A 13316-nucleotide genomic window follows, 5' to 3' on the forward strand; every position below is an offset into this window, starting at 1 on the left:
CTCACATACCGAATTCTTCGTCGACCTGCTGCTGGGCGACTGCCGCCTTGGGCAGGTACGCCGGGTAGAAGGCCTTGCCGCACTCCAGGTCGTCCAGGGCCGCCTTGATCTCCTTGGTCAAGTAGGGCGTGGCCTCCGCCGGGGTGAGCGTGGGGGCGTAAGTCATCTTGACTTCGCCCTCCTTGAGCGGCGGCGCGACGTCGGGCACGTCGTCGCGCTGCTCCCTGCCCAGCTTGTCCTCCTGCGTGAGGAACACTTCCTGCCCCTGCTGGGACATGGCCATGGGCGTGGTCTTGCCGATCGGGTAGCCCTTGCCCTTGAGGCAGCCGGCCATGGCGGAGGCCAGCTCGATCAGCTTGGGGTCACTGTTGACCGTCCTGGCGAGTGCCTGCTCGGAAGCCCGGTTCTGCTGGTTGAAGTAGTCGTCCATCGACTTCAACGTCTTGCCGAGAATCTTCTTGGCCGCCTCGATCATGCAGCCGTCCGCCGCCTTCCGGTAGGCCGTCGCCTGGGCCTTGGACAGCGAGGACTGGATCTTCCAGTTGGGGTCGATCTGCGGGTTGTCGGGCTTGACGGCCGGGTTTCCCATCTCCTTGGGGTAGACGTGCATCGCGAAAACCCCGAACCCGTATTTTTCGCGATATTTCCGCATCGCTTGGTAGTCGCCGGCGTTGCGGGCTTTGTCGTCCTCGCTGTCCTGCTTCGGCGGCTGGACGTAGGCGACGTACTTGAAGCCCTTCTGCTTCATGCAGTCGGCTTTGACCGATTCGAGCTGATGCTTCTTGTCCTTGGCCGCTGCGGCTTGGGATGGTTGCGGCGCGTTCTCGGTGGCGCCCCCGCACCCGCCGAGTGCGACAAGTGCGGCCAGTGCCACGACAGGAGCAAGAGGGGATCTCTTGGGCATGGCAGGAGACCATACTCCGTTCAACAGAGTGTGGTCAATCCAGGCAGTGCTTGCGCTGCCGATAGGGCGCGAACGCGGTCGCCAGGGTCAGCACGACCAGGACGCCCCAGTAGGCGAGGTGCTGCCTGGTCAGCTGGTCCGCGTGCAGGCCCAGGTCGCCCGACGTGACCAGCAGGTAGATGCCCGCGGCCAGCGCCCAGCGCGGGTCCCGCGCCAGGTACGCCCCCGCCACGGCCAGCCCCAGCGCCAGCACCTCGACGGCCATCTTGCTCAGGCTGATCGGGAACCACGTGTCCTCCGACAGCCACGAAGGGCCCGCCCACGCGGCCGCCAGCGCCGCCGCGAACCACCACCATGACCGGACCCGCGGCCGATGCCGCCGCCAGATCAGCACCGCCAGCCCGGCGAGCGCGACCCCGTAGCCCACAGCCACCACGACCGGGCTGCTGGTCTCGAACAGGGGGCGATCGGTGAGCGCCGACGGGTACACCGGCAGCAGGGTGAGGTCCAGGATCGTCCAACCGCCCGCGATCGCGAACGCCTTGACCCCGGTGGCGAAGGTGAGCGCCAGCGCCGGCCACACCCATCCGCGCATGACCGACAGCAGCGCGAGCACCGACAGCAGCGTCCACAGCGGCAGCGAACCCGTATATGGCAGTAACGCGGCAAGGTTCGCCGCCGACACCGCCGTGATCCCGAGATGCAGGCCGTCCGCCCACGCGCTGCCCGTCGCCTGGTTGGTGATGCGGGTGCGCACGCCGCCCCGGAGCAGCCCCCACGCCTCCTTGAGCACCGGGGAGGACTGCCCAGGAGCGGCGGAGTCGAGCAGGACGTCGAGCAGCTCGTCGCCGTGCGCCACGCGGTACTGCCTCGGGTAGGCCAGCAGCAGCCTGCGATAGCGCCGTTCGAGCGTCGTCATGCGCCCGGGCGCGCACCGAGGGGCGCGAACGTGGTCGGCCGCAGGACGAGGGACGCGGCCTCCTGCATGCGCCGGGCCTCGGCCTCCACCAGCGACTGGCCCTCATCGGTGATCCGGAAGTAGCGCCTGTTGCGACCGTTGACCGTCTCCTCGCGGTCCACGGCGATCACGCCCCGCTCGTTGAGCCGCTCCAGGATGCCGTAGAGCGTGCCGACCGAGGGTTGCACCCGGCCACCGGACAGCTCCTTGATCGACTTGCTGATCGCGTGTCCGTGCAACGGGCCGCCGCGCAGCGCGGTGAGCACGAAGTACATCGGCTCGCTGACTTCTGAGGTTCCCCTGGGCATGAGATGAGATTATTCCGTTAAACGAAGCGTCTGCAACGATTAGAGCGTCCGGTACGCGATCAGCCAGCTCTGCCCGGCGCAGAGCCGTTCCACCTCCTCGGCCGGAAGCCAGGCGGCGCTCGTGCTCTCCGACCCCGCCGGGGGCCGTACGGCGGGCCCCGGGGAGTCGAGGCGTGCCTGGAACATCACCAGATGCGTCAGCGCCCCGTAGCGGTACCCCTCGGGCACCGGCCTTGTCAGCTCGATCCGCAGCCACGCGAAAACGGACAGCTCCTCCGCCGCCAGCACCAGCCCGGTCTCCTCGGCCAGTTCGCGGACGGCGGCGTCCACGGGGGACTCGCCGGGTTCGAGGTGCCCGCCGGGCATGTCCCAGCCGCGTCCCTCCCGATCGACGCAGGTCAGCAGCATCCTGTCGGCGTCGTCCCGGACGACGGCGAAGGCCGTGGTGATCTCTCCGGTGGGTGGCAGCCGGGAGGACAGGACGACCTCCAGCCGGTGCGGCATGGGGATCCATGGTGCGGTCTGCGTCGCGATCACCTGATCCATGGTCTATTTCCCCCAAAAGGGATGACAGGGCATGATCGGTAGTAACTCCGGAAGATTGGGCAGCATTCTGTATATGCTCCGTTACCTAGCGCGATGGTGGATGGTCGCGGTCCCCCTGCTGGCGCTCCTCGCTCTGGCGCTGTCATGGGGGAGTGAGCTCCCGTTCGTTCTGGCGGTCATCCTGGCCGTCCTGCTCGCCGGCGCCGTGCTGGCCGCCGTGCACCACGCCGAGGTCATCGCGCACCGGGTGGGCGAGCCGTTCGGGTCGCTGGTGCTGGCCGTGGCCGTGACGGTGATCGAGGTGGCGCTGATCGTCAGTCTGATGATCTCAGGTGGCGAGCATTCGGCGTCGCTCGCCCGGGACACGGTGTTCGCCGCGGTCATGATCACCTGTAACGGGATCGTCGGGCTGTCATTGCTCAGTGGCGCGCTCCGGCGCAGGGTGGCGGTCTTCAACGCCGAGGGGACGGCCGCCACCACCGAGGGTGCGGCCGCCACCACCGAGGGTGCGGCCGCCACCACCGAGGAGCACACGCCGCGGCCGTCGCCGCCGTCCACGCGGCCAAGCGCGACCAGATCCAGATCAGCGTCTTCGGTTCTCTGTGTTTACCTGAGTAAAACGGATAACGGCGTAGCCTCGTCGCTTCCCGACGTGGCCGGGTAGCGATCCGGTGGAAGCCGATACCGCGTCCGTCCGGCGAGCCGGGCGGACCGTGGTGGAGAGCCGCGTTGTCGGGGCCTGACTCCGCATTCCTGGAGGGAGTGCGGCTCTTGGGCCACCGCCCCGCCGGACGCTTTCCCGTCGGTGCGGACACCAACGAGGGCGGGGACCGAGCGCCAGTCAGGCACCCGGCTGTCACTGAACATTACCGTCCGATTACCTTCAGTCGCAGCCGATTAGCCCAGAGAAACCCACCACAGTTCTTCGGGCAACCGCAGGTTCGCATAGCGACCGCCGACAACGGTTCAAACCCTCAACCTCGCCCTGGGCTCCGCGGTGGCCTCCATCTGGCTGGAAGGGCCGCTGGTGCTCGGCCTCGGCGCCACGCACCTGGTGCTGCTGGGACTGACCTTCATCGTCACGACGCTCACCGTGGTGCCGGGGCGGGCGACGCTGCTGCAGAGCGGCGTGCATCTGGTGCTGTTCGCCGCGTTCCTGTTCCTGGCGGTCAGTCCCTAGAGGCCGCGTCTCATCGCCCGGTTGCCCAGCCAGAGGCCGAACGCGGCGATGAGGCAGGTGGCCGCCGTGCCGTACAGGATGGACGGGTCGGTGAGGTCGCCCGAGAAGAGGGCGCGCTGGGCGTCGACGACGTACGAGATCGGGTTGATCCGGCCGACCACCCGCAGCCACTCGGGCCCCGACTCCACGGGCAGCAGCACCCCGGACAGCAGCAGGACCGGGAACATCACCACCTGGGTGACCATGTAGAACAGGGTGCCGCTGGGCACCGACTTGATCGCGAGGACGAACGACAGCGCGCCGAGCCCGACACCCAGCAGGATGAGCATCGCGAGCCCGGCCAGCACCCCGGCCGGATACAGCCGGAAGCCCAGCGGGATCGCCAGCAGGATGATCAGTACGGCCTGGCAGAGCAGGACCGCCATCTCCTTCAGCGTCCGGCCGACCAGCATGGCCGTCCGGTTCAGCGGGGTCACCAGGAGGCGCTCCATCGAACCGCCGAGCAATTCGACCAGCAGCAGATAGCCCGCGGCCATGGGCCCCGACAGGCACATCATGACCAGGATCCCGGGCACGAACCACTGCCACGACGAGCCGACCGCCCCGTCGAGCAGCGAGCCGAACAGGAACAGGAACAGCAGCGGCTGCCCCATCGAGAACAGCAGCCCGGCGGGCTCGCGCAGGGCGGGGGTGGCTTCGCGGGTGAGGACGGTCGCGGTGTCACGCAGGAAGGTCGTCATCGGTGAGGCTTCTCCCGGTAAGGGTGAGGAACACGTCGTCGAGGGTCGGGCGGGCGGTCTCGGCGGTCACGACCTTGACGCCGGCCGCCTCCAGCGTGCGCAGGTATTCGGGCAGGGCCGCGGCCGCGTTCGCGACGCGCAGCCGCACGGTCGTGCCCTGGACCTCCGCCTCGTCAGTCAGCTGGGCGGCAGTGACCGCTTCCTGCTCGGTCGCCGTGGTGATCGTGATGCGGTCGCCGGCCAGGTCGTTCTTGAGCCGCTCGGCGGTGCCGTCCGCGATGATCTCGCCGTTGTCGATGATCACCACGCGTTCGGCCATGCTGTCGGCCTCTTCGAGGTAGTGGGTGGTCAGGAAGAGCGTCGTGCCGTACGCCTCGCGCAGCCGCAGGATGTGCGACCAGACGTCGGCGCGGCTCTTGGGGTCGAGTCCGGTGGACGGCTCGTCCAGGAAGAGCAGCCCCGGGCGGTGGACGAGGCCGAGCGCGATGTCGAGGCGGCGGCGCTGGCCGCCCGACAGCGTGCCGGGCTTGCGCTGGGCCAGAGGCCGCAGGTCGAGCAGGTCGAGCAGCTCGTCGGCGCGCCTGCCCGCCTCCGCCGGGGTCAGGCCGTAGCAGCGGCCCTGGGTGACGAGCTCGTCGCGGGCGCGGAAGTTCTCGCCGGCGCTGTTCTTCTGGCCGACGTACCCGATGCGGGCGCGCACGCCGGCCGGGTCGCGGGCGATGTCCCGGCCCGCCACGATGGCGGTGCCGGAGGTGGGTGGCAGCAGGGTGGTCAGCATGCGGAGGGTGGTCGACTTGCCGGCGCCGTTCGGGCCGAGGAAGGCGACCAGCTGGCCGGCCTCCACGTCGAGATCGATCCCGCGTACGGCTTCGACGGACTCTTTCTTCAGCTTGAACACTCGGGTCAGTCCCCGGGCGTGGATCATGGTCGTTCTCCTCCGGGCATGGCGAAGAAACCCCAGGTCGGGGGCTCGATTGAGGATCAGCATCAGCTTGAGCCAGATAAAGCCGGTTTGGCAAACGCGAATGTGACGTTCATATACGGCTGTGACCTGCGGAGACGCCCTTCCGCACACAGGCTGTGGATAACGATTTTCTGGCCTCTGAAATGCGGTTTTATATCGATATATGAGATTTCTTGCGAGCCCGTCTGGCGCTCCGAGATGATCTTCCGCGTGAAGCGTCTGTTGTTATTGGCGGCGGTCGCCACGGCCGGCATGACCGGCACCGCGTGGGCCGCCGACGGGATCGCCGGGGTGGACGTCAGTAACTGGACCGGCGAGATCGACTGGCCGAGCGTCGCGTCCGGCGGCGGGAAGTTCGCGTTCGTGCACGCCACCGAGGGGACCGACTATCGCAACCCCTCCTTCGACACGCAGTACGCGGGCGCGGCGGAGGCCGGGCTGTTCCGCGGGGCCTACCATTTCGCGCAGCCGCACGAGTCCGACGGCGCCGCCCAGGCCGAGTTCTTCGTGCAGAACGGCGGCGACTGGAAGATCGACGGTCGGACCCTGCCCGGGGTGGTCGACCTGGAGGAGAACCCGTACAAGGACAAGAACGGCAAGGACGGCTGCTACGGCCTGTCGCAGAAGGACATGGTCGCCTGGGTCAAGTCGTTCACCGCGAAGTACCGGGAGCAGACCGGCCGCCGGGCGATCATCTACACGACCCGGGCCTGGTGGCAGACGTGCACCGGCGACTCCGGCAAGTTCGGCGCCAACCCGCTCTGGCTGGCCCGCTGGGGCGGCGACCCCGGTGAGCTGCCCAAGGGCTGGGAGCGCCACACGTTCTGGCAGTCGGCTGAGAAGGGCACGCTGGCCGGTGGCCAGAACTCCTTCAACGGCTCAGAGGCCGAGCTGGAAGAGCTGGCCAACCCGGCCGCCGAGGTGACGGTCTCCGGCATGGCCAAGAGCAGGAAGTCGTACACGGTCACCGTGGCCAACACCGGACCTGTCACGGTCACGCACGTCAAGCTGACCGGGCGCGCGTACGGCGGCCAGCGGGTGGTCGCGGCCTCGGGCTGCGACTTCAGCGGTACGGCGGTCCGCTGCGACGTCGCCGAGCTCCGGCGGGGCCAGAAGACCACGCTGACCTTCACCACGAACCCCAAGACCAAGGGGAAGGTGGGCATGCGCTTCACGGTCGGCTCGGTGAAGCTGGTCCTCACGGCCCGATAAACCGGGCCGCCTACCTGGCCTCCTGATAAAGCAGAATAAATCCCGATGCCTAGTTTTCGGGAGTCAGTGGGAGCTTCGCGGGAGTCAGCGGGATCGCGATGGCGTTGGGTGGCGATCGCGCTTGTCCTGGTGACCGCCACCGCGTCGATGCCACTCCTGCGGTACCCCGTCCCTTCGGTGATCGTCAGGATCGCGTACGAGATCGAGCAGCGGGGCGTCGTCTACTCCTGGGGAGGCGGCCACGGCTCGGACCCTGGGCCGTCGAAGGGCACGTGCCAGGGCTACCGGGGAAAGACCCGGCCCTGCCCGGCGGCCACGACGCGGGGGCTCGACTGCTCGGGTTTCACCAGGTGGGTGTACGCCCGGGCCTTCGGCCTCGACGTGCTCGGCCCCGGCACCACCGACGCCCACGTACGCCGGATGCGCCGGGTCGGCTCCGCCGTCCCGGGCGACCTCGTTTTCTTCGGAAAAATCACGAAAAACACCGTTAAGACGCACCACGTAGGCATCTATCTGGGCCATGGAAAGATGATGAACGCCCCCGAAACCGGAGCCTCGGTACGCGTCGACGACATCTCCCGGAAAAAGGACTTCGCGGGCTTCTACCGCTATTGAGCGATCCCCTCCCGTAGTACAAGATCACCTATGCCTGAGAGGAGCCGGCAGTGACCATCGAGTGGGCCGCGCTGTCCGCCGCGGATCTGCCGGCGGTCGCCGATCTCGCCCAGCGGTGCGTGGCGAACGACGGTGGGCTCCAGACGACCGCGTCCCCGTCCTTCCTGGAACGCAGGTACGCCACGGGGGCGGCGGTGGGCGCGTTCGCCGAGGGCCGCCTGGTCGCCTGCGGCGCCGTGCGCCTCGTGGGCGAGGTGTCGGCGGCGACCGGCCTGGTCGATCCGGCCCATCGGGGACGCGGCCTGGGATCCGGCCTGCTCGACCGGCTGATCGAGGGCCCGGTCCGGCTGGAGACCGAGTCGCTGACCCTGCAGGCCCATGCGCTCTTCCTGGCGCGCGGGTTCCGGCAGACGTTCGCCGAGGACGTCTACCGCCGCGATCTGGCCCTTCCGTTTCCGGCCGTCCCCTTCCCGCCGGAGCTGGAGATCGAGGAATGGTCGCCGGGCACCGAAGGGTCCTTCTACGAGGCCTACTCCGCGTCCTTCGCCGACCGTCCCGGCTTCCCCGGCTGGTCGCGGGAGGAGTGGGTGGACTGGCTGGTCGATGACGAGTTCCTGCCTGAGTGTTCACTGGTGGCGCGTGGAGCGGGCGGAGCCGTCGGATTCGTGGCGTGCGCGGAGGGGTTCCTGATCCAGGTCGGCGCCTCGCCCGGGTGGCGGCGGCGCGGCCTCGCCCGGGCACTGGCGGCCGCCGCGCTCGACCGCATGCGCACTTCCGGGGCGACGGAGGCCTTCCTGGACGTCAACGTCAACAACCCGGCCTCGGCCGCCCTCTTCCAGAACCTCGGGTTCGAGGTGATCGCCCGCCGGGCCCGCTACGAACGATCCGGGTGACGCATCAGCGAGCCGGGCGGCGGATCTTCGGCACCGGCTGGGCGCGGCGGGCGGCCTCGGCCTGAAGCCGGCGCCGTAGCTGTCTGCCGTGGCCGAGGAAGGAACGGGTCCGCACGCGGCGGTCCTCGGGCAGGCTCCAGTCGGGCAGCGCGCGGTCGATCGCGACGGTGAGCCGGTCGTCGCCGTGGGCGGTGGCGGTGCCGAGCAGGACGAGGTTCTCCTGCCACCGCATGCCGGGATCGTGCCGGTGGAAGGTCAGGCAGACCGGGCCGGGCACGGCGGCCACACCGGCGGGCAGGTCCAGCTCGTACCCGGTCGCGGTGGGGGAGAAGGCACGCGCGGGCACGGTCACGGGCAGGCCGTCCGCCACCATCGACACGATCGGCCGGCCCAGGTCGCGGGCCCGGCGGGCGTACGGGCGCCACTCGGCGGGCGGCGCGGAGCGGCTGGGCAGGCGGGGGCCCGACGGGGCCGGGTCGGAGGCGGGGGCCGTGGTGCCGGGCGGGCAGGTCCAGGACAGTGGATCGCCGGTCAGGTCACCGCCGGGCCACCAGGTGATCCGCTCGGGGGTCACCTCGACGTAGATCCGCGCGAAGTACCAGGTCAAGCGCTTGATCACGAACCACGGCAGTCCCGAGAAGCCGTCCGGAAGCTTGATCAGGGAGTCGCGGACGTACCGGTCGGTGCTGGCCTGCAGGTCGGCGTCGCGGACGGTGGCGCGGCCCTGCACCAGCACCACCGCGTCGCCCTCGAACAGCAGGGCGACGCGCGGATCGCGGCGCGCCCGCTCGGCCTTGTCGGGATAGGTCAGGCCGGTGCTGACGTCGATCGTGCCGCGGGGGCCGGTGTACGGGGTGACGGGCCAGGTGATGGGTCGCTCGTCGCGGGTGAGCGAGGTGTAGGCGCACACCAAGGAGCTCTGGAACGTCGTGGTGGGGAGCGTGAGTGTCATGACCGCGCACGGTAATGACGGGGCCTTGAGCCGCTCTTGGAGCCGATCTTCCAGAACCGCCCAAGACCGAGCGGCCACCATGACGGCACCTCTCCAGAACAGAAGGAGTACGACCATGCGAACCGCCGCGCACCCGAACGTCCCGCAGATCATGCTGCCCGGTCAGGCCGCCGTCGCGCCGGGGCCGCTCGACATGACCAACATGTACCTGGCGCACTACGGGTTCCGCCGCGACCTCGGCCATCTGCTCACCGCGATCGGCCGGGTCCCTCTCGACGACCGGCGGCGCGTCACCGCCCTGCGCGAGCACCACACGTGGGTGCTGTTCGTGCTGCACCACCACCACACCTCCGAGGACGAGACGGTCTGGCCGCGGCTGCGGGAGCGGGTGCCGCAGGCGCTCGGCACCATCGACGCGATGGAGGCCGAGCACGAGGCCTGCGACCACTGGATCAGCGAGAGCACCGAACTCTTCCGGGCGTTCGACGCCCGGCCGTCCGAGCAGGGGCGCGAGCGGCTCATGACCGCCCTGCGCGTGCTGGCCGACACCCTCGGGGCGCACCTGGCGCATGAGGAGACCGACGGGATCCCGCTGATGATGGCCCACATCACGCCCGAGGAGGACGCGGCGACCCACAAGGCGATCACGAAGCAGTACGGCCTCCGCAACCTGATCACGCTGCTCGGCTGGATCACCGCCGAGCTGCCGGCCGACGTCGAGGCCCACCTGCGCAGGACCTCGCCCAGGCCGCTGCTGCTGCTCAGCACTCTGGCCAGGGGCCGCTACCAGCGGCGCATGGCCTACCTGTGGGGGTGACCCAGCTCCCGCTCCACACTCTCGGCGCGCTCGGCGTGCCGCCGCGCCATCTCGGTGTCGCCCAGGGCCTCGGCCAGTTGCGCCAGTGACCGGCTGATCGGCCACAACGGCATGCTCAGCCCGGACATCCCCATGCGGTCGGCGTACGGCGACGCCTCCTCGTACAGGTCGGCGCAGGCCTTCCGGTCACCCAGCGCCGACCAGATCTCGCAGCGGACGGCCAGCCAGAACAGGAAGACGAAGGTGCGTGGGATCGGCGGTTGCCGCTCCCACGGCCCGAGCGTCTGCCGCGCCTCCACCAGCCGGCCGCTGACCACCAGGTAGTGGGCGTACCCGTCCAGGTTGAACTGAGCGAGCTGATCGTGCGAGACGTCCTGTGGGGGCTGCATCGCGTCCCCCGCCCCGTGGCGCAGGCGCATGAGCGCGACCTGGTACGTGGCGCCCGCCATGCTCGACTCCAGCCCCCACATCGAGGTGGTCCGATGCTCGGCGACGGTGGCCGCGAGCAGCGACTCGGCCGCCTCCAGGTCGCCGCGGTTGGCGAGGACGCCGACCCGCAGCCAGTTCAGCATGATGCGCAGGTACGGCATGTGCGTACGGCCGATCAGCCGCTCGGCCTCGGCCAGCACGTCCAGCGCCGCACGCACCCGGCACAGCTCCAGCAGCGTGCCGCCCTGGCAGGTGAGCCCGATCGTGCGCAGCTCGTCGTCGCCCGCCTCCAGCCCGGCGCGGGCCATCTCCTCGCTCGCCGCCAGCCGCTGGTGCACCGAGTCGGGGTCGAGCAACGCGTAGTAGCGGGCGAACAGCACCCGGCCGAGCAGCGTCGCGTCGTTCTCCTGACGCGCCAGCCGCGCCGCCTCGGCGCTCCACCGATCCCGATCCACCGGGTCCCGGCCCGGCTGGTAGTACGTCTGGAGCGCCAGGCAGGCCAGCACCCGGGCCCGGGCCAACGGCTCCAGCCCCTCGTCGGCGGCCAGCTCCATCAGGTCCGCCACCAGGTCGGCGTCGTAGCCGCCGTAGACCTTCCAGGGTTGCAGGATGCGGCCGCCGTACCCGGTCGCGGCCTCGATCCAGCGCCGCCGGTCGCCCTCCTGCTTGGCCAGGCGGCGGATCCGGGTCAGCTCGGTCTCCTGACCCAGCGAGTCGCCCGCCCCGAACCTGGCCTCGGCCAGCGCGAACAGCAGGTCCATCCGCTCGGCCTGGTCCAGCTCGGGGTCGTCCTCGGCCACCCGCTCGGCCCGCTCCAGCAGCTCGACGGCCACGTCGTACGCGCGCAGCCGTTTGGCCTCCTCGGCCGCCCGCCACGCCGCCCGCCAGGCACGCGCCGTGTGGCCCGCGGGGATCGCCTGGAACCAGTGGTGGGCGGCGGCGGCCAGCCGGTCGGAGGCCGAACCGCCGGTACGTGACTCGATCGCGGTGGCCACGGCGGCGTGCAGCCGGGCCCGGCGCAGCACCGGCACCACCTCGGTGAGCGCCTCCTGCACCAGCGCGTGCACGAACAGGAACCGGCCGGGCCGCCCCTCCGCGACCAGGCCGGCGGCCATGGCCGGCTCCAGCCGGTCCAGCGTCGCATCCAGGTCGAGCCCGGCGGCCTCGGCCACGATCGCCACGTCGAACTCCCGGCCGGCCACCGCCGCCGCCCGCAACAGCTCGGCGGACGGCGCGGGAAGCCGGTTCACCCGGCCGAGCACGACATCCCGCGCGCCCAGCGGCAGCGTGCCGCGGCCCGGTGATCCGGCTGCCAGGTATCGCATCAGCTCCGTGACGAGGAACGGGTTGCCGTTCGTGCGGTCCCTGAGCGCCCGCACATCCGTGCCCGCCGGGGTCAGCTCGGCCAGGTCGGACGCCGACAGACCGGACAGCGGCAGCCGTACCGCCTGCCGGCGCGACAGTGCCTCGAACACCTCGGCCAGCGCGCCCTCTGGCGGGGGCCAGTCGCGTGCCGTGCCCACCACGGCCAGCCTGCCGTTCAGCGCGTACTCCGCCAGGTAGCTCAGCAGCCGCAGCGAGGACCGGTCCGCCCAGTGCAGGTCGTCCAGCACCACCAGCACCGGCCGCTCGCCCGCGGTCAGTGCCCGTGCCGCGGCCTCATAGGTGCGGAACCTCGCGCCCTCGGGGTCGGTCCCGGTCGCGGAGCCGACCCCGGGCAGGTTCGCGCGCACGTCGGCGGGCAGCGGCGGCAGTGCGTCGGCCAGCCGCTCCAGCACCGTCACCCAAGGCCAGAACGCCGGCGCGCCCTCCGTCGCCGCGCACCGCCCTACCGCGACCGTGAAACCCCTGGCACCGGCCCGGCTCACCAGTTCCTCAGCCAGCCGGGTCTTGCCGATCCCCGGCTCCCCGGTGATCAGCGAGAACCCCGGCCGGCCCGCCGCCGCCGCTTCCAGCAGGCCGTCCAGCGCGGTCAGCTCCGCCCGCCGACCCGTGATCCCCCGCTCGGCCACCTGCGCTTCGATCGGCGGCGGCCGGTCGGGGAGCAGCGCGGGGGATTGGCCGAGGATGTCGCGTTCCAGCTCGCGCAACTCCTCGCCCGGGTCGATGCCGAGCTCCTCGGCCAGGATCCGGCGCGCCGTGCGCAGCGTCTCCAGGGCCTCCCCCTGGCGACCGCTCCGGTAGAGCGCCAGCGCCCGCAGCGCCCACAGCCGTTCGCGCAGCGGGTGCTCGTACGTCAGGGCCTCCAGCTCGCCCAGCAACTCGCCGTGGCGGTCCTGCTGGATGACCGCGCTCACCCGCAGCTCGCGGGCCCGCTCCCGGGCCTCGGTGAGCCGCGCCCGGATGGCGGTCACGTTCGCCTGATCGTCCAGGTCCTGGTACGGCTCCCCGCGCCACAGCGCCAGCGCCTCGTCCGCCAGCCGCTCTGCCTCGGCGGGCTCGGCCGCCTGCTCGGCCCGCCTGACCAGACGCAGGAAACGCGTCGTGTCCACCTGCTCCGGATCGATCGCCAGCGTGTAGCCCACCGGCCCGAACGTCAGCAACCGGCTCTGCGTCCTTGCCTGGCGTCCCGGCTCCAGCAGGCGGCGCAGGTTGGATACGTACGAGTGCAGCGACGCCTGTGCCTCGGCCGGCGGCTCCTCGCCCCACAGCCGGTCGATCAGCGTGGCCGGGGCCACCGGCCGCCCCTCCGCCAGCACCAGCGTGCTCACCAGCGCCCGCAGCTTCAGCGAGGTGATCTGACACGGCTGCCCGTCGTCGCCGACGATCTCCAGCGGGCCCAGCACTCGGATGTCCAC

The 13316-nt window shown here is 70.7% G+C and carries 14 protein-coding genes; 6 read left to right on the forward strand and 8 right to left on the reverse strand.

Features of this window, described 5'->3' with window-relative positions:
- Position 1: 1 nt before the first annotated feature.
- The 4 genes from KME78_RS14350 to KME78_RS14365 are packed head-to-tail and all read right to left on the reverse strand — an operon-like array spanning position 2 to position 2716.
- Positions 2–904, reverse strand: a complete 903-nt coding sequence (locus tag KME78_RS14350) for a hypothetical protein (RefSeq protein WP_219529348.1) — start codon at positions 902–904, stop codon at positions 2–4.
- A 34-nt stretch (positions 905–938) separates the two neighbouring features.
- Positions 939–1823 carry a hypothetical protein gene (locus KME78_RS14355; protein WP_219529349.1) on the reverse strand — a complete coding sequence of 295 codons (885 nt, stop codon included), beginning with the start codon at positions 1821–1823 and terminating at the stop codon, positions 939–941.
- Complete coding sequence (locus KME78_RS14360; protein ID WP_219529350.1) at positions 1820–2170, reverse strand: PadR family transcriptional regulator; 351 nt, start codon at positions 2168–2170, stop codon at positions 1820–1822. The genes KME78_RS14355 and KME78_RS14360 overlap by 4 nt, the downstream gene beginning before the upstream one ends.
- Before the next feature lie 39 nt (positions 2171–2209).
- Entirely contained in the window at positions 2210–2716 is a 507-nt protein-coding gene (locus tag KME78_RS14365) for an NUDIX hydrolase (RefSeq protein ID WP_219529351.1), read from the reverse strand.
- 73 nt (positions 2717–2789) lie between these two features.
- On the opposite strand from KME78_RS14365, the gene KME78_RS14370 reads away from it, so the two are divergent.
- Both KME78_RS14370 and KME78_RS14375 read left to right on the forward strand, forming a co-directional pair.
- Complete coding sequence (locus KME78_RS14370; RefSeq protein WP_219529352.1) at positions 2790–3380, forward strand: calcium:cation antiporter family protein; 591 nt, start codon at positions 2790–2792, stop codon at positions 3378–3380.
- Between the two features lie 333 nt (positions 3381–3713).
- Positions 3714–3896, forward strand: a complete 183-nt coding sequence (locus tag KME78_RS14375; RefSeq protein ID WP_219529353.1) for a hypothetical protein — start codon at positions 3714–3716, stop codon at positions 3894–3896.
- Here KME78_RS14375 and KME78_RS14380 read toward each other — a convergent pair.
- On the reverse strand, positions 3893–4636 hold the full coding sequence (locus KME78_RS14380; protein WP_219529354.1) for an ABC transporter permease: 744 nt from the start codon (positions 4634–4636) through the stop codon (positions 3893–3895). The two genes, KME78_RS14375 and KME78_RS14380, sit on opposite strands and share 4 nt — an antisense overlap.
- The gene (locus KME78_RS14385) at positions 4617–5561 is read right to left on the reverse strand and encodes an ATP-binding cassette domain-containing protein (RefSeq protein ID WP_219529355.1); all 945 of its coding nucleotides are present in this window, start codon (positions 5559–5561) and stop codon (positions 4617–4619) included. Before KME78_RS14385 ends, KME78_RS14380 begins: the two co-directional genes overlap by 20 nt.
- Positions 5562–5810: 249 nt before the next feature.
- On the opposite strand from KME78_RS14385, the gene KME78_RS14390 reads away from it, so the two are divergent.
- The 3 genes from KME78_RS14390 (at position 5811) to KME78_RS67155 (ending at position 8320) form a co-directional block, all read left to right on the forward strand.
- Entirely contained in the window at positions 5811–6812 is a 1002-nt protein-coding gene (locus KME78_RS14390; RefSeq protein WP_219529356.1) for a lysozyme, read from the forward strand.
- A gap of 108 nt (positions 6813–6920) precedes the next feature.
- Positions 6921–7427 (forward strand): C40 family peptidase, encoded by a 507-nt coding sequence (locus tag KME78_RS14395; protein ID WP_308126946.1) that lies wholly within the window; start codon positions 6921–6923, stop codon positions 7425–7427.
- A 50-nt stretch (positions 7428–7477) separates the two neighbouring features.
- The gene (locus KME78_RS67155; protein ID WP_219529358.1) at positions 7478–8320 is read left to right on the forward strand and encodes a GNAT family N-acetyltransferase; all 843 of its coding nucleotides are present in this window, start codon (positions 7478–7480) and stop codon (positions 8318–8320) included.
- 4 nt (positions 8321–8324) lie between these two features.
- On the opposite strand, the gene KME78_RS14405 is transcribed toward KME78_RS67155, so the two are convergent.
- Positions 8325–9272: a pyridoxamine 5'-phosphate oxidase family protein gene (locus tag KME78_RS14405; protein ID WP_219529359.1), complete on the reverse strand. Its 948-nt coding sequence runs from the start codon at positions 9270–9272 to the stop codon at positions 8325–8327.
- Between the two features lie 115 nt (positions 9273–9387).
- On the opposite strand from KME78_RS14405, the gene KME78_RS14410 reads away from it, so the two are divergent.
- Positions 9388–10089, forward strand: coding sequence for a hemerythrin domain-containing protein (locus tag KME78_RS14410; protein ID WP_219529360.1), 702 nt, complete (start codon positions 9388–9390; stop codon positions 10087–10089).
- Here the strand turns inward: KME78_RS14410 and KME78_RS14415 are convergent.
- Positions 10074–13316: an ATP-binding protein gene (locus KME78_RS14415; protein ID WP_219529361.1), complete on the reverse strand. Its 3243-nt coding sequence runs from the start codon at positions 13314–13316 to the stop codon at positions 10074–10076. The two genes, KME78_RS14410 and KME78_RS14415, sit on opposite strands and share 16 nt — an antisense overlap.

Source organism: Nonomuraea guangzhouensis (genome assembly GCF_019396345.1).
In the GTDB taxonomy this organism is placed as follows: domain Bacteria; phylum Actinomycetota; class Actinomycetes; order Streptosporangiales; family Streptosporangiaceae; genus Nonomuraea; species Nonomuraea guangzhouensis.